17 protein-coding genes are annotated in these 25181 nt (G+C 60.9%); 8 read left to right on the forward strand and 9 right to left on the reverse strand.

Features of this window, described 5'->3' with window-relative positions; all coding sequences use genetic code 11:
* The first annotated feature begins 43 nt into the window (after nt 1–43).
* Nucleotides 44–1240: a tyrosine-type recombinase/integrase gene (locus ACTQZF_RS07285; RefSeq protein ID WP_441554943.1), complete on the forward strand. Its 1197-nt coding sequence runs from the start codon at nt 44–46 to the stop codon at nt 1238–1240.
* Nucleotides 1241–1398: 158 nt separating this feature from the next.
* Entirely contained in the window at nt 1399–1845 is a 447-nt protein-coding gene (locus ACTQZF_RS07290) for a low molecular weight protein-tyrosine-phosphatase (protein WP_441554944.1), read from the forward strand.
* A gap of 154 nt (nt 1846–1999) precedes the next feature.
* Here ACTQZF_RS07290 and ACTQZF_RS07295 read toward each other — a convergent pair whose 3' ends face one another.
* The 3 genes from ACTQZF_RS07295 to ACTQZF_RS07305 all read right to left on the reverse strand — a co-directional run bounded on the left by ACTQZF_RS07295 (nt 2000) and on the right by ACTQZF_RS07305 (nt 4692).
* Nucleotides 2000–3361: an ATP-binding protein gene (locus tag ACTQZF_RS07295; protein WP_441554945.1), complete on the reverse strand. Its 1362-nt coding sequence runs from the start codon at nt 3359–3361 to the stop codon at nt 2000–2002.
* Nucleotides 3362–3545: 184 nt separating this feature from the next.
* A complete protein-coding gene (locus ACTQZF_RS07300) occupies nt 3546–3875 on the reverse strand; it encodes a TIGR04076 family protein (protein ID WP_427747806.1) in 330 nt (109 codons plus the stop codon).
* Nucleotides 3868–4692, reverse strand: coding sequence for a PfkB family carbohydrate kinase (locus tag ACTQZF_RS07305; protein WP_441554946.1), 825 nt, complete (start codon nt 4690–4692; stop codon nt 3868–3870). Before ACTQZF_RS07305 ends, ACTQZF_RS07300 begins: the two co-directional genes overlap by 8 nt.
* A 675-nt stretch (nt 4693–5367) precedes the next feature.
* On the opposite strand from ACTQZF_RS07305, the gene ACTQZF_RS07310 reads away from it, so the two are divergent.
* From ACTQZF_RS07310 to ACTQZF_RS07325, 4 genes are all read left to right on the forward strand, one after another.
* On the forward strand, nt 5368–5874 hold the full coding sequence (locus ACTQZF_RS07310) for a MarR family winged helix-turn-helix transcriptional regulator (protein ID WP_441554947.1): 507 nt from the start codon (nt 5368–5370) through the stop codon (nt 5872–5874).
* A complete protein-coding gene (locus ACTQZF_RS07315) occupies nt 5867–7681 on the forward strand; it encodes an ABC transporter ATP-binding protein (protein WP_441554948.1) in 1815 nt (604 codons plus the stop codon). Before ACTQZF_RS07310 ends, ACTQZF_RS07315 begins: the two co-directional genes overlap by 8 nt.
* On the forward strand, nt 7674–9593 hold the full coding sequence (locus ACTQZF_RS07320; RefSeq protein ID WP_441554949.1) for an ABC transporter ATP-binding protein: 1920 nt from the start codon (nt 7674–7676) through the stop codon (nt 9591–9593). Before ACTQZF_RS07315 ends, ACTQZF_RS07320 begins: the two co-directional genes overlap by 8 nt.
* Before the next feature lie 344 nt (nt 9594–9937).
* Complete coding sequence (locus ACTQZF_RS07325) at nt 9938–12085, forward strand: Tex family protein (protein WP_441554950.1); 2148 nt, start codon at nt 9938–9940, stop codon at nt 12083–12085.
* 224 nt (nt 12086–12309) lie between these two features.
* Here ACTQZF_RS07325 and ACTQZF_RS07330 read toward each other — a convergent pair whose 3' ends face one another.
* Nucleotides 12310–13014 carry a transaldolase gene (locus ACTQZF_RS07330; protein ID WP_441554951.1) on the reverse strand — a complete coding sequence of 235 codons (705 nt, stop codon included), beginning with the start codon at nt 13012–13014 and terminating at the stop codon, nt 12310–12312.
* Between the two features lie 193 nt (nt 13015–13207).
* Complete coding sequence (locus tag ACTQZF_RS07335) at nt 13208–14035, reverse strand: HAD-IIB family hydrolase (RefSeq protein WP_441554952.1); 828 nt, start codon at nt 14033–14035, stop codon at nt 13208–13210.
* A gap of 75 nt (nt 14036–14110) precedes the next feature.
* Between ACTQZF_RS07335 and rlmKL the strand changes: the two genes are divergently transcribed.
* Nucleotides 14111–16678, forward strand: coding sequence for a bifunctional 23S rRNA (guanine(2069)-N(7))-methyltransferase RlmK/23S rRNA (guanine(2445)-N(2))-methyltransferase RlmL (gene rlmKL, locus ACTQZF_RS07340; protein WP_441554953.1), 2568 nt, complete (start codon nt 14111–14113; stop codon nt 16676–16678).
* A gap of 95 nt (nt 16679–16773) precedes the next feature.
* Here rlmKL and ACTQZF_RS07345 read toward each other — a convergent pair whose 3' ends face one another.
* The 4 genes from ACTQZF_RS07345 to ACTQZF_RS07360 form a co-directional block, all read right to left on the reverse strand.
* On the reverse strand, nt 16774–17487 hold the full coding sequence (locus ACTQZF_RS07345; protein ID WP_370450656.1) for a response regulator: 714 nt from the start codon (nt 17485–17487) through the stop codon (nt 16774–16776).
* A 4-nt stretch (nt 17488–17491) separates the two neighbouring features.
* Nucleotides 17492–19117 (reverse strand): sensor histidine kinase, encoded by a 1626-nt coding sequence (locus ACTQZF_RS07350; RefSeq protein WP_441554954.1) that lies wholly within the window; start codon nt 19115–19117, stop codon nt 17492–17494.
* A 187-nt stretch (nt 19118–19304) separates the two neighbouring features.
* A complete protein-coding gene (locus tag ACTQZF_RS07355; protein ID WP_427719648.1) occupies nt 19305–21332 on the reverse strand; it encodes a KUP/HAK/KT family potassium transporter in 2028 nt (675 codons plus the stop codon).
* Nucleotides 21333–21490: 158 nt separating this feature from the next.
* A complete protein-coding gene (locus ACTQZF_RS07360) occupies nt 21491–22360 on the reverse strand; it encodes a nitroreductase family protein (RefSeq protein WP_154517858.1) in 870 nt (289 codons plus the stop codon).
* 213 nt (nt 22361–22573) lie between these two features.
* Here ACTQZF_RS07360 and ACTQZF_RS07365 point away from each other — a divergent pair, with 213 nt between their 5' ends.
* Nucleotides 22574–24874, forward strand: coding sequence for an LTA synthase family protein (locus ACTQZF_RS07365; protein WP_441554955.1), 2301 nt, complete (start codon nt 22574–22576; stop codon nt 24872–24874).
* The last annotated feature ends 307 nt before the right edge of the window (nt 24875–25181 follow it).

Genomic DNA, 25181 nt, shown 5'->3' on the forward strand with positions numbered 1-25181 from the left:
CTATCGCATCGGGGCTCTTTTCAACACCGAAAGGAGCCGAAAAGTGGCTATCAGAAAGGACAGCAAAGGCCGCCTCCTCCGACGTGGGGAGACGCAGAGGAAAGACGGGCGCTACTGCTACAAGTACGTCGACGTAAAGGGGCGGACGCGCTGCGTCTACTCGTGGACCTTGACAACTCGCGACCTTACACCGAAAGGGAAGAAGACCGGCCCCTGCTTGCGGGATCTTGAGAAGGGAATACAGCGCGACCTGTTCGATAACGTCGCGCCGGACGACATGACGGTCTACGATCTCGCATTGCGCTACACCGAGACGAAAACCGCGGTCAAGCAAACCACCCGCGCTGGCTACAAGACTGTACTCAACTACCTTGCAAAGGACGAGTTCGGCTCGCGCCGTATTGGCGACGTCACGTCTTTCGAGGCCAAGAAATGGCTCATCGACCTCCAAAACGTCCACGGGAAGCGCTACAGCTCCATTCACACAATACGCGGGGTCTTGAGGCCCGCGTTTCAGATGGCGGAGGAGAACGACCTCATCCGCCGGAACCCCTTCAACTTCGAGCTTGCCACCGTGTTGGTGAACGACATGGTCGCACGCGAGGCCCTTACCCCCAAGCAGGAGCGCAGGTTCCTTGATTTCGTGGCGAACGACAAGCACTACCAGCGCTATTGCGACGCCTTCTTCATCCTCTTGAACACCGGGCTCCGCATTTCCGAGTTCTGCGGCCTCACGGTGGATGATCTCGATTTCAAAGAGGGCAGCATACGGGTGAACAAGCAGCTCCAGCGATCCAGCGACATGCGCTATTACATTGAGCGTCCTAAGACGGAGAGCGGTGTCCGCTACGTTCCCATGACGAACGCCGTCTCCGCGAGCTTCAAGCGTGTTCTCGCGAATCGCCCGCGCCCTGCGTGCGAACCCGTGGTCGACGGGGTAAGCGGCTTCCTATTTCTCGATAAGAACGAGATGCCCCGCGTCGCCCTGCATTGGCAGAAGTATTTTCAGTACGCGGTGACGAAGCACAACCGCATCTATAAGGAGGAGCTTCCGAAGATCACGCCCCATGTCTGCCGCCATACCTTCTGCTCGAAGATGGCACGTAAGGGCATGAATCCCGCGAAACTGAAATATATTATGGGCCATTCCGACATAGAGGTGACGTTCAATACGTATACCCACCTCGGTTTCGAGGACGTGAAGGCGGACATGCTCGGTTATGAATCCGGGGCGGCGTAGGAAATCGTAAAATGTCTCTGTTTACGACGATTCTTACGACGTTGACGGCGGAAAAAACCCGCTCATTTATGAATTGATTTGATACTCTGTATTTAATCGAGGAATCAACAATATGCCGTTTACCTGCGGATATCCTGATATATGAGAGGTTTCATAGAATGATAAAAATCATGTTTGTCTGCCATGGGAACATCTGCCGCTCGACGATGGCCGAGTCGGTGTTTACCGAGCTGGTGCACCGCGCTGGGCGCGAGGCGGAGTTTGTCATCGATTCCGCAGCGACCTCGACCGAGGAGCTTGGCAACCCGCCACACCACGGCACCGTTGCCAAGCTGCGCGAAGTCGGGATTCCCGTCGTCGCCCACCGCGCACGCCAGGTGCGTCGCGCGGAATATGGCGACTGGGACCACATTGTCTATATGGACGACGAGAACGCGCGTGGCCTGCGTCGCATCTTTGGCGACGACCCCGACGGCAAGATTACGCGCTTGCTCGATTGGACCGAGCGCCCCGGCGACGTGGCCGATCCCTGGTACACCGGCAATTTCGATGCCACGTACCGCGACGTGCTCGCCGGCTGCACGGCCATGCTCGAGCGGCTGTAGGCAAGCGAGGTCGCGGGCCACGCCTTCGGCGCGAAACAAGCGCGGATAATCTTCCACATGAAAAATGAGCGTGGGTTTTCTCCCACTTTGAGCGTTCAAGTGCGCTCTAAACGGGAGAAAACCCACGCTCATGAATGTGACAAAGGGACTAGCCCTAGACCGGCTTGACCTCCAGCTTTATCCCCTCGGCGCAGGAGTCGCCCAAAACATCCGAAAGGGCCCAGGTCGCATATAGCGGCAAATAGAGAACTGCTCCGTTGCGCTCAACGTTGCCTCTCGAGAAAACAATCCCGAGCCTTACGCCATATTCAGCCGTATCAAGCACATGACCGAGCGCTGCGTGCGCGTGGTAATAGGAGCCCGATTTAACCTCGATCGGAACAGCCGTCCCATCCGGTCCATCGACCACAAAGTCCACCTCACCGCGCTTTTTTGTCTGATAGTAGTAAAGCTGGCGATTTTGGGCAGCCAGCTGCTGGGCCACCACGTTTTCGTAAATGCCGCCCAGATTGGGCTCCTTGCTATCAAGATACGCCGCTTGGGCGACTCCAACGGGGTAGCGCGCCATCAACATGCCCGTATCCGATTGATATAGCTTGAACTGCGATGGCCGTGCCGTCTTGAACAGGGGCGATTTTGGCTCGGTTACGATATCGGCTTTGAGAGCAACGCCGGCATCGACAAGCCATACAAAATCTCGCTGATACTTCTCGTAGTGAGCCTTGGGGTCAATGGAATTGAGCACGAAGCGCTTGTTTTCCCCCTCGAGCATAATAGGGAGCTGATCGTAGATGCTCTGCACCTGAAGGGCTCGCCCGCTTGCATACTTGGAGATATCCCGCCGGTACTGTTCGTTGAGCTCTGACTGTAGCTGACGAACAGAGGCAAGGTCGCCCTGCGTGTCAAGGAAACGCTGCACGACCTCCGGCATTCCGCCGACAACGGCATAGGTCCTGAAGTTTGCCATCATCGCGTCATGAATGTAATCAGGAATGGGCCTCTCGCTGATACACGCGTCACGTATCGTTTGGCGAGCCCCCTCGCTCACCCCGATTGCCCAGCAAAACTCCTCAAAATCGAGCGGGAACATCCTAAGCTCGTGGACATACCCCACGGGATAGGACCTGACGCCCTTGAACTGAGTCCCGAGCATTGACCCCGAAAACGCCCAACGGCACCTCCCGTCCTCAACAAGGAACTTTGCCATCGTCATGATGTCGGGGGCCTCTTGGACCTCATCGATAAACACGAGTGTTTTGCCTGGCGCAATCGACTTTCCCGAAAGAAGCGTCACCCTGCTGATGAAATCATCGGCATCCCGCGCCTCGAGAAGAGCATCTTTTGCCTGGCGGTTTTCCATGAGGTTAAGCTCGATGTAGGTTGCATGGTTGGCTTTGCCAAATGCGCGAATCGAATAGCTTTTGCCAATCTGGCGAGAACCCGTAATGAACAAGGCCTTTTGCTCGGAAGACTTCAGCCAACGCTCCAGCTCTGCCGCTATTTTCCTGCGCAGCATAGGCTCCCCCCTCAGTGTCATCAAATGAAATGCAAAGTTTTATACGATTGATTATCGATGAAACGCAGAATTTTTAGAACCTAAAATCGGATGAAATGCAGAGATTTGAGATTATAAGCAAAAAAGACGGGGCACCACCGGCGAACGTGGCAAATGGACTGTCCCTTTGTCACATTGCGCTCAACTACTCGTCGACGATCTCGGCAAGCCAGACGTTCAGCGTATCGACCTCGGGGCAGCAGAACTTTGCCGTGCCGGGCTCGTTGCCGGGCACAGTTCCGCCATAGCGCAGAATGTCGATATAGGGAAAGCCAACGTGACAGGCCATGGCGCACATCTTGCCGCGATCGCGGTCGAAGTCGAAGACGTCGCCCGGCTTGTGACCATGGTGGCAGCGGCACGTCCCCAACTGGTCCACGCAGCTCACGCGGATACGCGGACGCTTGCCACGCGGCGCGCCGAGTGGCTTGTTCTCGCCCGCAGGCCTGATGCCGCCCTCGCCAGCATTACTCATGGTCAATCACATCCAGGCAGGCCTCGATGGGAAGACCGGCCGACTTGTCCTCTTGGTCGGCATTACGCTCGATAAGCTCGGCCACCACACGCATGGCATCGGACGTCGCGCGCTGCAGACTCCAACCTGCCATAACGCGGCCGACGAGCACTGCCGAGAACGTATCGCCCGTGCCCGGGAAATAGACCGGAATGAGCTCAAAGGGAATCGTAAAGTACTCCCCCGCTACATGGTCGTAACCGATAACCGCGTTCGTGCCATTGACCACGGTGCTCGTAATGACCACCGACTTGGCACCCAGCTCGCGCACGGCGTCCACAAGGGCGCGGGCCTCTTCGGGCGTAATTTGCTCGGCAATAGGCCTATCGGCAAGCAGGCACGCCTCGGTATAGTTGGGCACCGCGTAGTCTGCGCACTCCAGCAGGTGCCGCATAAGGCCAATCGTGGACTCGGGCACGCCCGCATAGAGCTTGCCGTTGTCGCCCATGATGGGATCGACGAACACCTTGGTGCCCTTTTGCGCACGGCGGTGGCAAAAGTCCGAGATGATGCGCGTCTCTTCCTCGGTCACGATAAAGCCGGTCGAGATGGCGTCGAACTCAAATCCGAGTTCTTCCCAGATGGCAAGACTCTGACGCACGTACTCCGTGGTGTCGTGGATGTAGAACTTGGGATAGTTGAGCGTATCGGACACAAGTGCCGTCGGCAGATTGTGGATATGGTAACCCATGTGCGACAGCACCGGCAGCATGGCGGAAAGCGCGACCTTGCCGTAGCCGCACATATCGTTGATTAGCAACAGCTGAGTGTTCTTCATGAGTGTCCCCCTTGGATCGGGCGCGGCGCAACGGCGCCACAGTGCAACTAAGTGTAGCGCAGGGAGCACGGCAGGCGGGCGCCGGCGCCGTGGAGGCCACATTGTTGCGGAAAGGTTTTGGAAACGAGGGGCTAGCTTGCTTCATTGCGGCTCATTTGCCGCCACTTATTCAGTGCCATTTCAAAACTATGCCGGATTACGGGGCTGAACCTGAATGAGCCAACCACACCCCTTATTTTCAAATCATAGCGAACCTTCTACCTGCGGTTTTCTTTTTACCAATTTCGGCATGGTCGGCAATCCGTCATTCAGCCCCGTAATCCGGCATAGTTTTTAAGTTAGTCGTTGGGGACGTTCTTAAACGACTAGTCAAACAAGAACGTCCCCAACGACTATCCCAACAAGGGCAACGCCGATGTTTTGGCGAAGTCAGCGAAAACCCGCCAGAGTGAGCAAGGTGCCTTGAAACGAGGCGGCATTGACCTTCTGGTCATGCCGCCGAAGTTGAAAGGCAGATTGCCGCTCTGGCGGGTTTGCAGCGTCGAGCCGTTACGCGGTTTGGTAAAACCGCGTAACCACTAGTTTGGTACCTTGACTTTGATTTCTCACGCTCCTAAATTGGTTAGGCACAAAACAATTCCACTACCTAACTAAAGAAAGGAGCAGCACTCATTCATGTGCGATGAACCTCTTAGCCATTGTTCGCACGAGCCCGGCGGCGACCCGTCACAGCCGGCGGATGTATCCGAAGCGGTTAGCTCGGAAGACAAGCTTGCCAAGCGCATCCTCAATAACCTGGGCTTTTGCGGCCATTACATGCATTTTCATGGCGGAGGCGTGTCCGGCAAGGCGCCCATCATCTGCCTACTGGCCAAGCAGCCCGGCGGCGAGATGTCGCAGCAGGAACTCGGCATGCACTTCGGCCTCAAGCCGGGGTCGCTTTCCGAGATCCTGTCCAAGCTCGAGCTCAACGGCCTCATCGAGCGCAGCCGTAACCCCAAGGATCGACGGCAACTCACCATTCGACTGACCGAAATCGGCCGGGAAAACGCCCGCATCGACCAGGCGGCCCGCATCCGCTTTAGAGAACGGGCCTTTAGCGCGCTCACCCACGACGAGCGCGAGCAACTCGCCGAAATGCTCGATAAAATCCGCAAAACCTGGGAGGAACTGGATGATTAAAACCCTCATGGGCAGCATCCGCGACTATATGAAAGTCACCGTTGCCACGCCGTTGCTCGTGCTTGGCGAGGTGCTCTGCGAGATGCTGATTCCATTTATCACCGCCAACCTGATCGACGCCATCAAAGACGGCGCCACCGTAGCCGAAATGCTTCCCACCACAGGCTTTTTGGTGCTCATCGCGCTGACGTCGCTTGCCTTTGGCGCCGCTGCCGGCGTCACCTGCAGCCATGCAAGCTGCGGGTTCGCCAAGAACCTGCGTCACGACCTGTTCTACAAGATCCAGACGTTCAGCTTTGCCAACATCGATGAGTTCTCGACCTCCTCGCTCGTCACGCGCCTGACCACCGATATCAACAACGTGCAGCAGGCCTTTATGATGATCATCCGTATCGCCGTGCGCGCGCCGCTGGTATTGATCTTCGCCTTTACCATGGCGTTTATCATGGGCGGCAGCGTTGCCATGGTCTACCTGGTTATCATTCCGCTGCTGGGCTTTGGGCTGTTCTTTATCATCTTTAAGGTGCGCCCCATCTTCTCGCGTGTGTTCCACAAGTATGACGCCCTTAACGAGTCCGTCGAGGAAAACGTCACCGGCATGCGCGTGGTCAAGAGCTATGTGCGCGAAGACTTTGAGAAGGAGAAGTTCGCGACCGCCGCACGCGACGTCCAGATGGACTTCACCCGCGCCGAGAAGCTGCTCGCCTTTAACAACCCCATGATGAACATCTGCGTCAACGGCGCATTTGTCGTCATCATCTACCTGGGCTCCAAGCTCATCATCACGAGCCAGGGCACGCTGTTCGACGTGGGCCAGCTCTCCTCGATCTTTACCTATGGCTTCCAGATCCTTATGAGCCTGATGCAGCTGTCGATGATCTTTGTCATGGTAACTATGGCCGACGAATCGGCGCACCGCATTACCGAGGTGCTGGCCGCCGAGCCCACGATCGCCAATCCCGCCGAACCCGTGCTCGAGGTTGCCGACGGCTCCATCGACTTTGACCACGTGAGCTTTAAGTATTCTGCGCATGCGAAGCGCCAGGCGCTCGACGATATCGACCTGCACATTACGAGCGGCGAGACCATCGGCATCATCGGCGGCACCGGCTCGGCCAAGTCCACGCTTGTAAACCTCATCGCCCGCCTGTACGACGCCACCGAGGGCACCGTGCGCGTGGGCGGCGTGGATGTGCGCGACTACGACTTGGACGCCCTGCGCCACCAGGTAGCCATGGTGCTGCAGAAAAACGTGCTGTTTAGCGGCACCATCGCCGAGAATCTGCGCTGGGGCGACCCGAACGCCACCGACGAGGAAGTCCGCGAGGCGGCACATCTGGCCTGCGCCGATGAGTTTGTCGACGGCTTCCCCAAGGGCTACGACACCTGGATCGAGCAGGGCGGCTCCAATGTTTCCGGCGGCCAGAAGCAGCGCCTGTGCATTGCGCGCGCCCTGCTGCGTCGCCCCAAGATCTTGATCCTGGACGACTCCACCAGCGCCGTCGACACCAAGACCGATGCCAAGATCCGCGCAGGGCTGGCAAGCTATCTGCCCAACACGACCAAGCTCATCATCGCCCAGCGCATCAGCTCCGTGCAGGACGCAGACCGCATCATCGTCATGGAGGGCGGCCGTATCGCTCAGATCGGCAACCATGACGAGCTGCTCAAGACGAGCGAGATCTACCGCGAGACCTTTACCTCGCAAAACAAGATGTCTGCCGAGGGCGAAGGGGCCGTCGAGGCCGACACCGAGGCATCCGCAACGCAAGCCCAGAACCAGGAAGGAGGCGAGGCACATGAGTAAGGCAACCACCGCCGAGCGCGCGCTCAACCGCAAGAGCGGCACCATGTCGCGCCTCATCAAGACGCTCTTTGGCTTCTACCCCGTGCTTTTGCCCCTCGTCGTCGCCGGCGTGGTGCTCTGCGCCGTCATCAACTCCATCGGCGCGACCTTCCTTCAGAGCGCCCTGCAGATTATTAGCGAATCGTGGCAGTCGGGCGATTGGGAAGCCGCACAGCCCAAGATCGCACAGCTCGTGACCACCCTCGCCTGCATCTACGGCGTCGGCATCCTGTCCTCGCTGTTCTGGAACCGCGCCATGGCCATCATCACGCAGGGCTCGTTGGAAAAGCTGCGCGAGAAGATGTTCAACCGCATGCAGGACCTGCCGATCCGATACTTCGACACGCACCAGCGCGGCGACATCATGAGCCACTACACCAACGACATCGACACGCTGCGCCAGATGATCAGCCAGTCGCTGCCCAACCTGCTCATGACGACCATCGTCATCGTCACGGTGTTCTTTATCATGCTGTACTACAGCGTGTGGATGTGTCTGGTGATTATTGCCGGCGTCGCCTTTATGACCTTTATGACCAAGCTGCTCGGCTCCAACTCCGCGCGCTTCTTTATTGCGCAGCAGACCGAGCTCGGCGTGGTCGAGGGCCATATCGAGGAAGTCATGAACGGCCAGAAGGTCGTAAAGGCATTCTGCCACGAGTCTGCCGCCGAGGCCGATTTTGACGAGCGCAACGAAAAGCTCTTCGAGGTATCGCAAAAGGCCAACATGTACGCCAACATCCTCATGCCCATCCTTATGAACCTGGGCAACCTGCTCTACGTGCTGGTCGCGCTGGCGGGCGGCATTTTCCTGGCGCTGGGCGTGCCCAACCTGAGCATCTCGGGCATGACGCTGTCCATCGCCGTCGTAGTGCCGTTCCTCAACATGACCAAGCAGTTCTGCGGACAGATCGGTCAGATCTCGCAGCAGATCAACGCCGTGGTCATGGGTCTCGCCGGCGCCGACCGTATCTTTGAGCTCATCGACGAGAAGCCCGAGGCCGACGAAGGCTATGTAACGCTCGTCAACGCGCAGGTGAACCCCGATACCTGGCAGCTCGAGGAGGCCGACCACCACACTGGCATGTGGGCGTGGAAACATCCGCACCGTGCAACCGGCGAGATCGAGTACGTACCGCTGCGCGGCGACCTGGTCATGGACAACGTCGACTTTGGCTACACGCCCGACCACGAGGTGCTGCACGGCGTGTCCGTGTTTGCCAAGCCGGGCCAGAAGGTCGCGTTTGTCGGTGCCACCGGTGCCGGCAAGACGACCATCACCAACCTCATCAACCGCTTCTATGACATCGCCGACGGCAAGATCCGCTACGACGGCATCAACGTCAACAAGATCCGCAAGGCAGATCTGCGCCGCTCGCTGGGCGTGGTGCTGCAGGACGTGAACCTGTTCACCGGCACTGTGATGGACAACATCCGCTACGGCAACCTGGACGCTACCGACGAGGGGTGCATCGCGGCGGCCAAGCTCGCGGGCGCCGACGACTTTATCACCCGCCTGCCCGACGGTTACGACACCATGCTCACCGGCAACGGCGCGCAGCTGTCGCAGGGCCAGCGACAGCTGATTTCGATCGCACGCGCTGCCGTCGCCGATCCGCCGGCAATGATTCTGGACGAGGCCACGTCGAGCATCGATACCCGCACCGAGGCCATCGTGCAAGCGGGCATGGATAAGCTCATGGAGGGCCGCACGACGTTTGTCATCGCGCACCGCCTGTCCACCGTGCGCAACGCCGACGCAATCATCTGCCTGGATCACGGCCGCATCATCGAGCGTGGCAACCACGACGAGCTGATCGCCAAGCGCGGATATTACTACCAGCTCTATACCGGAGCGTTTGAGCTGGAGTAGCTCAAAACATCCCCTACGCTCCCAACGGAGCTCCCCGAGGGAGACGGGGTGTTTACTCCGTGCTCAAACATTCTCGCTTCGCTGCGAAACTGCGCGCGGAGCAAACACCCCCGTCTCCCTCGGGGAGCGCCTGCGCACACGGTCTTTTATCGCAGCCTGAAGAGAAGTGGTGAGGCCCTGGCCGTTTGGCCAGGGCCTCGTTTTGTAAAGAGGGACTCCACCGTCTCCCGTCCGCAGTCCCGTAGCTAAAAAAGCCCCGTCCCAAAAAGACTGCTTTGGCAGAACGTCGGGTGGTATCCTTGGTAGCCCTGTGCTGCAAACGCACCTTAAACGCAAGGAGTCCCATGGATCTTATCGCCCAGCTTGCCCACGAGCTCAACCTTAAGGCCGCCAACATCGAGGCAGCCGTCAAGCTCATCGACGAGGGCAACACCATCCCCTTTATTTCGCGCTACCGCAAGGAAGCCACGGGCGGCATGGACGACGTCGCCCTGCGCGCACTCGACGAGCGCCTGTCCTACCTGCGCAATCTTGAGCAGCGTAAAGAGGACGTCATCCTGCTCATCGACGCCCAGGGCAAACTCACGCCCAAACTCGAGCAGCAGATTCGCGAGGCCACGCAGCTCCAGCGCGTCGAGGACCTCTACAAGCCCTACCGCAAAAAGCGCATGACTCGCGCGCAGAAGGCCCGCGAGGCAGGCCTTGAGCCGCTCGCCAACATGATCATCATGCAGGCCTCGGCCAAGGGCAGCGCACTCGACGCCGCCGCGGCATACGTCAACGAGGAGGCCGGCTTCGACACGCCCGAAAAGGCGCTTGCCGGCGCGGCGGACATCGTGGCCGAGACGGTGGCCGAGGACCCCGAGAACGTCGCCGACCTGCGCGCCTTTACGCAGGACACCGCCGACATCGTCGTCGAGGCCACCGACCCCACCGAGAAGACTCCCTACGAGCCGTACTACAGCTATGACGAGCCGCTGCGCCGTATACCCAACCACCGCGTGCTGGCTATCGACCGCGGTGAGCGCGAGGGCAAACTCCGCGTGCGCGTGAACGTCGACGGCACTGCCGCCACGGCACGCCTCGGCAGCCGTTGGCCCCGACGCCAGGGCGTGTTCGCACCCGTCTTTGATGCCGCCATCGCCGACGGTTACAAGCGCCTCATGGCCCCCTCACTGGAGCGCGAGGCCCGCGCCAAGCTCACCGTCCGCGCGCAGACCGAGGCCATCAACGTCTTTGCCAAGAATCTCGAGGGCCTGCTCTCGGCACGCCCCGTGCGCGGCGCCCGTGTGCTCGCACTCGATCCGGGCTACCGTACCGGCTGCAAGGTCGCCGTCATGGACGAGACCGGCAAGCTACTCGACCACGGCGTGGTCTACCCCACCAAGCCGCGCCACGACGTCGCCGGCACCAAGCGCGAGCTCGCCCGCCTCGTCAAGAAGGACGGCGTCAACACCATTGTCATCGGCAACGGCACCGCCAGCCGCGAGACCGAAGAAGTCGTCTCGGAGTTCATCGCCGAGCAGGCGCCTGGACTGCGATACACCATCGTCAACGAGGCCGGCGCATCGGTGTACTCCGCCTCCGAGCTCGCCAGTCAGGAATATCCCGACCTGGACGTCACCGTGCGTGGCGCCATGAGCCTGGGCCGCCGCCTGCAAGACCCGTTGGCAGAGCTCGTCAAGATTCCGCCCCAATCCATCGGCGTTGGCCAGTACCAGCACGACCTTGACCAGGCCGAGCTTTCGCGCACCCTGGGACATGTGGTAGAGGACGTCGTCAACCGCGTGGGCGTCGACGTAAACACCGCAAGTGCGAGCCTGCTGGGATACGTATCGGGCATCACGCCGAGCGTAGCCAAAAACATCGTGGCCTACCGCGAAGAGAACGGCGCCTTTACCGATCGCCGCCAGCTCAAGAAGGTCCCCAAGCTGGGACCCAAGGCATATCTCAACGCCGCGGGCTTCCTGCGCATCAGCGGCGGTAAGAACCCGCTCGATGCGACGAGCGTCCACCCCGAAAGCTACGAGGTGGCCACGGCCGTCCTGGAGCGTGCGGGTGTGGCGGCAAGCGAGCTCAGCCGCGGCGGCGTGCCCGACATCGAGCGACGCATCGGCAGCATCTCGGCGCTGGCAAGCGACCTGGACTGCGGCACCCTCACGCTCATCGACATCGTCAACGAGCTCAAGAAGCCCGGCCGAGACCCGCGCGACGACGCGCCCGAGGTGGTCTTTAGCCGCTCAGCACTTTCCATCGACGACCTGGAACCCGGCATGGAGCTCAAGGGCACAGTGCGCAACGTCGTGGACTTTGGCGCCTTCGTCGACGTGGGTGTGCACCAGGACGGCCTCGTGCATATCTCCAAGCTGGCCAACCGCTTCGTCAAGCACCCCAGCGACGTGGTGCGCGTCGGCGACACGGTCAAGGTGTGGGTCGAAAAGGTCGATCGCGACCGCAAGAAGATCTCGCTTACCATGGTGCAGGGCAAATAGCCGCCAAAGCGGACGTCCCCCTCTTCGCGGCGTGCAAAATTGCGAGTATTCAGCATCTCCCGATAGCCCCGCGGCGCTTCAGAGGGCCATAAAAGCAAAAACGGCCCCCGTTTTGGCGTTTTAGGGCCAAAACGGGGGCCGTTCCGCGCTTCAACCAGCTGGTAAAAGTCTTTACCATGCTGAAAACTCGCGATTTTGCACGTCGCCGCAGGGGGTACCCTTGCTTAGGGCAGAATATGGAAACCCAAAGCGGCGATATCCTTGGCAAAACCGCGTACGGTATCGAGCGAGACCTCGTACGGGTCACGGCCGATGTTCTTGCGCTTGGCCAGGATGCTGTTGGGCACCGTGATGATCTGGCAACCGCAGGCCTCGGCCTGGTAAATGTTGATAAGCTCGCGCGTGGACGCCCACAGGACCTCACAGTTGGGCTTGGCAGCGGCCTTCTTGACTGACTCCGTCATAAACGGAATGGGATCGACGCCGGTATCGGCAATACGGCCGGCAAAGAGCGAAATGATGGACGGCGTTTCGGCATCAACGGCATCGATCATCTCGTCAACCTGCTTAGGCGTAAAGATGGTGGTAACGTTGACCTTGATGCCGTCGGTCGAAAGCTTGCGCACCAGCTCGGCGGTGGACTCGCCCTTGGTGGTCACACACGGGATCTTGACGTAGACGTTCTCGGCCCAGGTAGCAATCTCGCGCGCCTCGACCTCCATGGTCTCGACGTCATCGGCAAAGACCTCAAACGAGACGGACACATCGGTGATGTGGGCCAGAACCTCCTTGGCAAACGCGCGGTAATCCGTCACGCCACCCTTCTTCATAAGGGACGGGTTGGTCGTGAAACCCTGAACGTTGCCGTTCTCGTACATGTCGAGCATGCCCTCGAGGTTTGCACCGTCAGCGAACACCTTGATTGCCATCTGCCTGATTCCTTTCGTTTGCATACGGCCGATAAACTGCTAAACACTTTACCTACGTTTATCAAGGCGTGAACTGCGGTTTTTTATCTTCTCGGCGAACGGTATAAACACCTCAGTGTTTGGATTGATAAATCGATTGAGCATGCAAAAGCAAAGAGTCGCAGTTTGAGCAAACGTCAGAACGCGGGATTCATTAGATGAGGCCAAAATGCCGCATCGCTGTGACGGTGCCGTCGTGTGCGACATCGTCGGTCACGTAGTCGGCGACCGCCTTGACCTCGGGCATGGCGTTGCCCATGGCGACAGCCGTCTCGACCGCAGCGAGCATGCCCAGGTCGTTGCCCGAATCGCCAAAGCCAAAGGTGCGCGCATTTCCTTCGCGGCCCAGATACGCCAGCGCTCGCGCCACGCCCACGCCCTTGTCAATACCCTTGGGGCTCAGCTCGCGATTCTGGCCACCGGTGTTGCACAGCTCAAACTCGCAATCGATAAAGCCGTCATCATTGGCTACGCGAGCCAAACTGGGCACACTGAGGCATACCTTGCCCACGCGCAGACTGCCGTCGACGCGCATTTCCTCGGTGCTGTGCACCACAGAAGTGCCGATCAGAGACGACTGCTCAACGCCCACAGGCTCCAGGGCAAAAGTAGCCACGTTGGTCTCGAAAAAGGCCTCAATCCCTGCCGCGGCCATACGGCGCGCGAGCTCCTCGATAACGTCCTCGTCAAAGCAGTCCTCGTGTACCACGCGTCCCTCGACCTCGAGCGTGGCGCCTGCCATGGCCACGACGCCCGCGGGGTCGAGCGCACGCAGGCTATCGGCGATAAGCCACAGGGGGCGACCCGTGCAGATAAATGCCTTGTGCCCTGCATCGCGCAGTGCACGGAACGCCTCAACCACCGTCTGCGAGGGGTGAACCGCCGAAAAGTCCTTATCGCTCATATCGTCGGGATCGAACGACGTCAGCGTGCCGTCCACGTCAAAAAAGAGCACGGCGGAATCGGGGCACGCATCAATCATATGGGTTCCTTTCGGGGATGAGGGCAAACGAAGCATCCATCATATAATGGAGCGACGCAACCAGAGAGGTCACCCATGGAATTTTACGCAAGCTGCCCCGAGGGCTTTGAGTCCGCACTCGCCGATGAGCTTAAACGCCTCGGGCTTTCGCATGTCCGCCGGCTGAAGGGCCGCGCTACGTTTGAGGGCGAGCTCGAAGAAGGCTACCGCGCCTGTCTGTGGTCGCGCCTGGCGAGCCGCGTGTTCGTGGTTCTTGGGCGCTTTGAGGCGCAGGATGCCGACGAGCTGTACGATAGCGTTTATGACATCGCCTGGGAGAACATCATCCGCCCCGGCGCAACCATCGCCATCACCGCCCGCGGCGTGACCGAGCAGCTGCGCAACACGCGCTTCTCGGCCCTGCGCGCCAAGGACGCGCTGTGCGACCGTCTGGCCGAGACCACGGGCCGTCGCGCCGATGTCGACGCCGCCGACCCCGATGTTCACCTGCTGCTTTCGCTGCGCCAGCGCCGTGCGAGCATAAGCCTGGACCTTTCGGGCGACCCGCTGTTCAAGCGCCTGCCGCCCGCCGCGACCCGCGCCGGCGAGGGCGCGCACGTGCTGCGCCCCGACTACGCCGCCCTGGTGCTGGCGCAGGTCGGTTGGACCGCGCTGTGCGAGCGCGAGCTGACGGCCGATGATTACGAGAACGAAGCCCTGCCCACGCTGATCGACGCCTCGTGCGCCGGCGGCGGCCTGCTGCTGGAAGCCGTGAACATTCTGACCGACCGCGCCCCGGGCGCTGCACGCGAGCGCTGGGGCTTTGAGGGCTGGCAGCCGCACGACGCCGCCCTATGGGAGCAGCTGCTCGCCGAGGCACGCGAGCGCGAGGCGGCGGCGCGCGAGCGCCAGGCACGCATCGTGGCTGTAGACATCGACCCCGCCGCCCGCAAGACTGCCGAGCGCATGGTCAAGTGCGCCGGCTACAAGCGTTTTGTCGACTTTTGCGCTGCCAAGCCAGCCACCGTGCTGGACCATGCAGGCGCTGTCGCCGGCGCCGCCGTGGTCGCGGATACGACCGAGACACCGCTTTCGCTCATGCACGACGCCATGACGCTGGTCGGCGAGCTGCGCCGCGCGCCCGAGCTTGCCGCGGCGCCGGTCGCCGCGCTCACCCGCGATGGATTGCTGGCCCGCTCGCTCCACGCCGAGCCCGAGCGCTCGATCGCCGTCATGCCCAACAACGAGGAGGCGACCGTCGAAGTCTGGCCGTCGCTCGACCACGCCGCCGCAGCGTTTGAGGCTGCGACCAGCGCAGATGCCGAGGCCGAGGTTGCGGATACCAACGAAGTCAACGACAAAGCCGCCAGCACCCCCATGCCCGAACCTGCCGCCACGCTCGACCTGGGCGACGGCAAGCCGCTGCCCGTGCTCATCCCCGAGTCCGAGCAGTTCGCCAACCGCTTGCGCAAGAACGCCCGTCTGCGCCGCAAGTGGGCAAAGCGCGAGGGCGTGAGCTGCTACCGCGTCTACGATGCCGACCTACCCGATTACTCCGCCGCCATCGATCTATACGAGGGCTGCCCGCAGACGCCGGGCCGCTGGCTCGTCATCGCCGAATACGCCGCGCCCAAGACCATCGATCCCGCGCTTGCCCAGGCCCGCATGCTCGACATTCTGGCCATCGCGCCGCGCATCCTAGATGTTCCCGCCGAGCACGTGCACGCCAAGGCCCGCATGCGTTCGCGCGGCGGCTCGCAGTACGGCAAGCAGGGCGCCGGCAAGGGCGGCTCGGGCGAGCGCGCCAATATCGCACGCCGTCGTCTGCCGCTCATCGAAGAGGGCGGCCTTACCTTTGCCGTCAACTTTGACGACTACCTGGACGTCGGCATCTTCTTGGATCACCGCGTCACCCGCAACCTGGTGCGCGAGCACGCCAAGCAGGCGCGGCGCTTTCTCAACCTGTTCGCCTATACCGGCACCGCTACCTGCTATGCGGCAGACGGCGGCGTCGAGGAAACTGTGACGGTCGACCTCTCCAACACCTACCTGGACTGGGCCGAGCGCAATATGCGCCAGAACGGCTTTGTTGGTCCGCAGCATCATTTTGTGCGCGACGACGTGCTTGCCTGGATTCGCGACCAGCGCCAGACGCGCAACCGCTGGGACCTGATTTTTGTCGATCCGCCCACGTTTTCGAACTCATCAAAGATGGGCCGCCGCACCTGGGACGTCCAGCGCGACCATGTTGAGCTTTTGGCCGGCGTATCGCGCCTGCTCGCACAGGGCGGCCACGCCATCTTTAGCTGCAACCTACGCGGCTTCCGCCCCGAGACGCGCAAGCTCGCGCGCGCGGGCGTCGTGCTAGAGGACATTACGGCGCAGACCATCCCGGAGGACTTTGCGCGCAACCAGAAGGTGCACCACTGCTACATCGTGCGCCGCCTGCCCATCGAGGACGCCATGGCCGAAGTCGGCTTTAGCGCCGAGGAGATTGCAGAGCGAATCGAAGAGCTGCGCAACCCCGAAGCCCGCAAGCCCCGCGCAACGACGCCCGCGCACACGCAGGCCGGAGACCGAGGGTCGCGCGGCGACGGCAAGCCTGCCTGCGCCGGCAAGCCCAAAAAGAAGAAGTTCTACGCCAGCAAGCCCAAGGGCAAATAAACAAAGTTGCGGTGGAATACGGACTGTTTTGCTTGGAATTAGGCAAATTTAGACCGTATTTCACCGCAACTCATATTGGGATGGTGGTTGGCGATCTAGCCCTGGGTGACCAGGCGATAGCCGATACCCACGTGCGTCTGGATATAGCGCGGATGCGCCGGATCGGACTCGATCTTCTTACGCAACGTGCCCATAAAGACACGCAGGCTCGCCAGGTCGCTCTTAGTTGCCGTGCCCCAAATCTCGTGCAGGATAAACTGGTGCGTCAGCACCTTGTCAGCGTTGTGCGCCAGCAGGCACAAGAGCTTGTACTCGATCGGCGTCAGATGCAGCTCCTCGCCATCCATCGTGGCGATGCCGGCATCAAAATCGATATGCAGCTCACCGGTATCGAACGAGCCCTCGGAGGCAACGCCACCCGTTTGCGCATACGAAAGGCGCCTGAGCGTCGTGCGAATGCGCGCGAGCAGCTCCTCGACCGAAAACGGCTTGGTCAGGTAGTCGTCGGCACCGGCATCGAGTGCGCGAATCTTGTCCGCATCCTCGCTGCGCGCCGAGACCACAATGATCGGCATGCCCGACCATGCGCGCACCGACTCCACCACCTTGACGCCGTCCATATCGGGCAGGCCCAGATCGAGCAGCACAATACTCGGTGCCTGCGATGAGGCGGCGGCGATGGCGGCATGGGCGGTCTCCACGGCCATATGGCGCAAGCCGTGCGCCTCGAGCGCGGCAACGATAAGGTTGCGGACGGCGGGGTCGTCCTCAACGACCAAGATGAGCGGTTTCATGGCAGAGTTCGACACAGCGTTACTCCTTATCAAACGAAACGTCGGCGGCGGGAAGCCCAATCGTAAAGACCGAGCCGTGCGGGTCCGCCGCGGCAACCTCTATGCTACCGCCATGCGCCAACATAATGGATCGACAGAGCGAAAGTCCCAAGCCCACGCTGCGATGGCTATCAGCCAAGCCATGGTTGACAGTGTAGAACGATTCAAAGATCCGGCCCTGCTCCTCGGGCGCAATACCGGGACCGTCATCGGCGACGGAACATGCCACCTTTCCATCGTTCGCCATAATCGAAATCACGATATGCGAGCCTGACGGCGTATAGGCAATAGCGTTGTTCACCAGGTTCACCACCAGCTGCACCATCAGGCGCGCATCGACGTTGACGAGCGCCGGCTCGTCGCACGGCACCACCTTAAGATCGTGCTCGCGTACGGCCGGATTCACGTGGCGCAGCGCCTCCTCGACGATATCGTCCATGAGCTCGAGCGTGGTCGACAGATGCATGCCGCCGCCCTCGAGCTTTGTGATGGCGAGCAAATTCTCGACGGTGGCGTTGAGCCATTGCGCATCCGAACGAATGGAAAGGAGCATGCTGCGGCGCGTCTGGCTATCGAGCACGGCCGTGCCGGTCGAACCCTGGTCGAGTAGCACGTCGGCATTGCCCGAAATGCTGGTAAGCGGCGTGCGCAGATCGTGCGAGATGGAGCGCAGCAGATTGGCGCGCAGCTGTTCGTTTTTGGCGAGCACCGCCGCCTCCTCGCGGGCCTCCATGGCGCGGGCGCGATCGAGTGCCAGCTCGCCTTCGCTCACGATGGCGTCGGCAAGTGTCCGTTCCTCGTGCGTCAGCATGTCGGGCTCGGCAACGATAGCCAGCACGCCCACCACCGAGGCGGGGTCGCCCGAGCGCACGAAGCCGTCGCCCGTGCAAACCGTCAGGTAGATGCCATAAAACGCCGAGCCGCCATAGGTGGCATCGAGCGGCGTTCCCACATAGGCGGACGCCGAGAGCCGCGGCGGCATCTGGGGCGTCAGCTGGTGCACCGGCGCGGCGTCACCCACGGCCGTGTACGTCGCACGCGGCAGCAAGTCATCATCGTCGGCGTCGGCGCTGTACCACACGACCGGACAGCCCGAAAGACGCGCCAGCTGCGTTGCCATGGCATGCACAATCTGCTGCTGATCGGGACACCGCTGCAGCATGCGGTTGGTCTCGAGCACCATATGCGTGCGACGGTCGCTGGCGGCAGCCTGTGCCAAGGCGCGGCGCAGGGCCAACGCAATCGAGCTCGACACAAGCGAGACCACAAACATGATGAAGAACATGCCGGGATAGACGCGGTCGATAAACGATAGCGAGCAGCGCGGGTCGACAAACAAGAAGTTGTAGAGCGCTACGGCGGCAGCCGAGCTCAGCAAGCAATACAGGCGGCTCCAGGTAAAGAATGCGCACAGCTGCACGGCGAACACATAGACGATCATGATGCTCGGCGCGAGACCAGGATGGTCGAGCAGCGCACCCACAATCGTCGCCGCGACCAGCAGCCCCGCCGATACGCAGGCGTCATACAGAGGGCTGCGACGTGTCAGCGTTGTGCGCCGCCACCAAAAGCTATCGGCAATATCGCCGTCCGCACGGACGTCCATCGGCACCCCGCCCCTCTCTTAAAAACAAAAACCACCACAGAGGGACAGCACCTTTGTGGTGGTTTCCCTTGTGGTGGTTCCAAGTGTATAGCCTTTGCAGTCTGCGGTCGTTAGACAAACAGCACGTGCGCGAGCAGGGCGCACACTCCTGTCCATCGAAGGCCAACTCCATGCAACCTGTCGGCGACTACGGGCGCTCGTTGGGGGCCAAGCGCTGCATCTTGTTCACAGCCTTGAACTTGGTGAACAGCGGCACATACTCAAAGCTCACGTTGGAGTTCTCCAGGCCATACCAGCGCGCCGGCGTACCGGCAAAGCGGCGGATGATGTACTTGAGCGTGATGGCCGTGCGCTCGCTCGGCTCCACGTCACTCTCGGGCGCCAGGAGCTTGCGGATCATGACGAACTTAAACGTGCCGATGTTGCCCGGATCCTTGTAGACCGAGTAGTCATGCATCTGCGGCGGCAGCTCGCCGGTGGCGGCCAGATCCTGAACAACCTGGCGCAGGTAGGCGTTCACGCGCTGGTTAACCTTGTAGCCCAGGTACAGATGCACGCGGAAAACATAGTCGGTGCCAAACGTCTCGACCGAATAGGCAAAGGTATGCGGTTCATCCATGGTCTCGACGTTCACGAACCACCAGGCGCGGGCGCGCTTGGGATGCTTGTCCAGAATCGAGTAGACGATATCGCGGTCGATGTAGTCGGTATTGGTGTCCTTGGTCAGGTACACGATGTTGTCGCTCATAAGCTCATAGCGATCGTCGTCGCGCAGGCGCTTGAGCTGCGGCAGATAGCTGCGCAGCGGCAGCAGAGTAAACTGACGCCGCTCGACCGCCGTGCCGTTGTACCAGCACAGCATAACGCCCATGATGAGCATGGCCATAAGGATAGTGAAATAGCCACCGTGGAAAAATTTGGTGAGCGAACTCACAAAGAAGAAGCCCTCGAGCATAAGGAAGAACACAACGAAGATATACGGGACGACCTTAAGGCCGCGATCAACATGCAAGTAGAAGAAGAGCAGCAGCGTCGTGCACATCATGGTCAGGGTGATCGCCAAGCCGTAGGCGGCCTCCATGTGCGCCGAGCTCTGGAACAGCAGCACCACGATGACGCAGCCCACAAGCATGACGTTGTTGACCATGGGAATATAGAGCTGGCCCTTGGTCTCGGCAGGATAGAAGACCTGCATGTGCGGCATGAGGTCCAGGCGGCTGGCCTCGGACACCAACGAGAAAGCGCCGGTGATGAGCGCCTGCGAGGCAATGATGGCCGCGACGGTGGAAAGGCCGACGGCAAAGGGACGCAGGCCCGGGGTAAGCATCTGGTAGAAGGGGTTGAGGTCGGCGATACCCATGAGCTCCGGGTTGCCGGCGTTGTTGATAAGCCACGCGCCCTGGCCCATGTAGGACAGCAGCAAGCAACACTTAACGAACGGCCATGTTGCGTAGATGTTGCCGCGGCCCACGTGGCCCATGTCGGAATAAAGCGCCTCGGCACCGGTGGTGGCGAGGAAGCAGCTGCCCAGAATCATGATGCCCGCATGGTTGTTGGGGCTCAACAAAAAGGCGATGCCGCGCACCGGGTTGAGGCACAGCAGCACGGCGGGGTGCTGGAAGACAAAGAACAGACCCGTGCCGCCCAGGAACAGGAACCACAGCGTCATGATGGGGCCAAAGGCGTGGCCGATCTTGGCCGTGCCGATGCGCTGCACCAAGAAGAGTGCAATGATGATGGCAAGCGTGATGGCCACGACGCGGGCCTGATCGTCGCCCAGCACGGCATGGACTGCCGGAATGGTGCGCAGGCCTTCGATAGCCGTAGTCACGGTAACGGCAGGCGTGAGGATGCCATCGGCGAGCAGTGCCGCGCCGCCCAGCATGGCGGGGATGATGAGCCATTTGCCGCAGCGCTTAACCAAGCTGTACAGAGCAAAGATGCCACCCTCGCCATGGTTGTCGGCGCGCAGCGAGATGAGCACGTACTTGACGGTCGTCAGCAGCGTGACCGTCCACACGACGAGCGAGAGCGCGCCGAGCACGAACTCCTCCGTGACGCTTCCGATGCCGCCGTTGCCGGCAACGAGCGCCTTGGTTACATACATGGGGCTGGTGCCGATATCGCCATACACCACGCCCAGCGTGACGAGCATCGCCGAGATGCTCACAGGAATCGCAGCGTGCGAGGCTGCCTCCTTGGCCTTTTGTTCCATAAGCCGGTTTCCTCCCAACTTTAACGTTCGAGGGGATTATAGATAATCGTCCCATGTTTTAATGCACTGTTTTCCCAGCTAGATAAACATTTATACGGCCTTTAGGCCACCGCGGCGATATGGAATGTGACAAAGGGACTGTCCCTTTGTCACATTCGTCATTTTCCGAGCCAGTTTTTGAACCACCACTCCATGGATCGGCTCATCTCGGCCATAAAGGGGCTCGTGTGCTTGCGGGTGTAGATATCCACGACGCGCTCCCCCACCTCGCGGGCATGCGGACGGAACATCGCGTCCATCTCGGCCACCTGCGCATCCATGGTCGCGGCATCGGCGCGGCGATAGCGCTCCTCGTGCACCAGGTTCACCACGGGATGCGCAATCGCCGGGCGCTCCTTGCGGGGCGTGCCGATGATGAGCATCGACAGCGGCATGGTATAGGGCGGCAAGTCCAGCAGCGCAGCAACTTCCTCGGCGTTCTCGACGACATCGCCGATATAGCAGCTCCCCAGCCCCAGGGCCTCGGCGGCGACCACGGCGTTTTGGGCAGCGATCACGGCATCCTGCGCCGCGATGGCAAAGTCGCCTAAACCCGGCGCGCGGCGGGGCGCCTTGCCCGTGCGCTCGACAAACTCGGGCTCAAAGCAACCCACGTGCTCAAACAGATCGATCCACTTGGCATAGTCGACCACAAATATAAGTGCCCAGGGCGCCTTGGCGATCATGGGCTGGTGGTCGCACAGGTCGGCCAGGCGATCGAGCGTTGTCTGCTCGCGGATACTCACGATGGAATACATCATCATGGCGCCTGCCGACGGCGCGCGGCTCGCCGCATGCAGAATCGCCGCCCGCTGCTCGTCGGTCACCGCTACGGGACGGTCGTTGTCATCGCGCGCAAAAGCGCGCGTGGACGAACGGTGCTCCAAAATGTCCAGCACCGCGTTGCCCGTGGTCTCGACCGGATAGCCGCCCGCGCCCATGCCAGCGCCCACGTCGCCCGCACTCGTCATACAAACCTGCTCGTTCATCGCCTCAACCTCGCCATTTCTTTAAGAAGCCTTTACGTTTCCGTGTAATTCCCGTCCATTATCGCGCAGGTCGCCACTACATTGCGCCACACCGCCACACATGCGCGCTAATATGGCTGGTTGTTGTGCGCAGCCACCAATCGCAGCGCATATCTTGGTAACAATCGGGTAAACCCCCGCTTTCGTAGTTTTAAGTTTGTGAGGAGTCTCAGCATGTTCGCAGCCGCCATCTCGCTCGTCGGTCTTGCGGCGACCGTCTTCCTTGTCTTGCGCGAGGCCAAAGCCATTCGCGCGCAGTCGGGCACCGTTGCCAAGGGCGCTCTTGGATGGAGCGTCGCCTTCGGTCTGTTCCAGGTCTTTTTGACCATTTGGGGCGCCATGGGCCTCGTCGCCCAAAACGAGCCGCTCGCCTTTGTAATGCTCGTTCTGACCAATGCCATCCTCACCGGCTGCGCCTGGGCCAGCATCGCACGCGACCGCATCGCCCCGCGCGTCTTTGCGTTCGCCGCGCCCGACGCCCCCGCCCCCACCGGCAAGCTCGCCCGTCTGCGCGGCGCCTTTGTGGGCAAACCGCTCGTCGCCGCCGTGCTGTGCCTGCTGCTCGCCGGCGTCTTTGCGCTGCTGGGCATGGAGGTCTCGTCCAACCACGACTTTACCTGGGTCTACCCCCTGTGCATACTGCTCGAGTGGGCCATCATCACCACGCTCATGGTCGGCCTGTTCTTCCTGTTCCAGCGCCGCGGCGCAGCTCCCGCCGCCCTGGCCTTCGCCCTCTTTATCCTGGGCATTGCCGAGTTCTTCGTCATCACGTTTAAATCCATGCCCATCCAGCCGGGCGACCTTTCGGCCATCTCCACCGCCGCCGCGGTCGCCGGCAACGGCTACACCTACTCGATCTCGCTGTTCTGCGTGCTGTCCATGGGCTTTACCGCCATCGCCATGCTGCTATGCGAGTACGCCGGACTGGTAGCACCGCACCGTCAGAAGGGTGCCGCCAACGCCAAGCGCATGCTGCTCACCAACCTGCTCGTGGCGGTGCTGTGCCTGGGCGGCGTGACCGCGCATGTCACGCTTATCGACTACTACAACACCCTCGGCATCACCGTCTACACCTGGCGCCCGCTCGAGAGCTACTGGCGCGAGGGTTATCTGCCTGCCTTTATTAGTGCGGCACAGTCCATCAAGCCGCCCAAACCCGCCAACTACTCCGCCGACGACGCCAAGGCAACGCTCAAAAAGTATGCCAAGGCCTATGACAAGTCCGATGCCGCCACAAGCGACGCCCGTACCGCCGCCCAAGAGCAGTTCGATAGCGAGAAGCCCACGGTCATCGCCATTATGAACGAGACCTTCTCGGATCTTTCGATCTATCAGGAGATGCACGCCGGCTACGAGGGCCCGCAGTACTTTAAGAACCTGTCCGACTGCCTCAGCCGCGGCAAGCTCTACGTGAGCGCCTACGGCGGCGGCACCGCCAATACCGAGTTTGAGTTTATGACCGGCAACTCCATGGCCAACCTGGGCTCGGGCGTGTACCCCTACACCATCTACAACATGGAAACGACCGGAAACCTGGCAGAGCAGTTCAAGTCGCTCGGATATTCCACGACGGCCATGCACCCCAACCACGCAACCAACTGGAACCGCGAGAACGTCTACAAGGACTTTGGCTTTGACCAGTTCCTGTCTATCAACGACTTCCAGGGAGCCGACACCTTGCGCGGCATGGTGACCGACCAGGCAACCTACGACAAAATCCTTGAGCTGCTCAACCAGAACGCCGACCCGCAGTTCATCTTTGACGTGACCATGCAGAACCACTCGGGCTACGATACGGGCCTGCTGCCGGCAGATAAGCAGATGCACCTGAACATCGACACGACCGATCTGGACGCCAAGACCATCGAGGACGGCACACTCTCCGATGTCGACGAGTACGTCTCGTGCATCGAGCAGTCCGACCAGGCGCTGCGCTACTTCCTCAATGCCCTGCGCAATCTCGACCGCAAGGTGGTCGTGGTGTTCTGGGGCGACCATCAGCCGTTCTTCCCGTCCAAGTTCAACGATAAGTGGTTTACCGGCGAGGACGACGCTACGCATCAGGAGCGCCTGTGGCAGACCGACTACATCATCTGGGCCAACTACGACGTTGCCGGCTGCGACCAGACGAGCGAGGTCGACGATCTGTCCATCAACTACCTGTCCACCCAGCTGATGCAGCTGATCGGCGCACCACTGACCGACTACCAGAAAGCGCACATGACGCTGCGCAAGTCGCTGCCCGCCATCAACTCGGTGGGCTACGAGGACGCTAGCCTGCGCTGGGCGCTCTCCTCCAACGTCACCGGCGAAGACGCCGTCGCCGCGGCGGCCACCAAGGCGCGCGAGGATTACGCCAAGATGCAGTACTACGAGATGTTCCGCGACGGCAAGAACGTGTACACCGAGCACCTCCAGACCGAGGCCAACGAGACCGACCCCAACCTGGCGCCGGGTACGACCAAGATCAAGTAGCGGCGCGTCTTACCTGGTTCGTCTGCCCGGCGGCGCGGAACGTAAGGTTCCCTGCTCGGACAGTCCTGCTCGCACGGAGAGCACATTAAGTGCTCTCCGGCTCGTGCGGAACTCGCGATGAACCTTACGTTCTGCGTCGCCGGGCAGACGCCTCGGTGTTGAAGCGCGGCTTGTCATGGGGGCATCCACAACATATATCAAAACCACCCCTAAAAGGGGTGGTTTGCTCTTAGGGTATAACCCTTGGATTTCCGGCACGCGTCTAAAGGCGCCGGCCCTCACGGGGTTCGGGCCGCACTGCAGATTG

This window comes from Collinsella sp. LCP19S3_H3 (assembly GCF_052119145.1).
Lineage (GTDB): Bacteria > Actinomycetota > Coriobacteriia > Coriobacteriales > Coriobacteriaceae > Collinsella.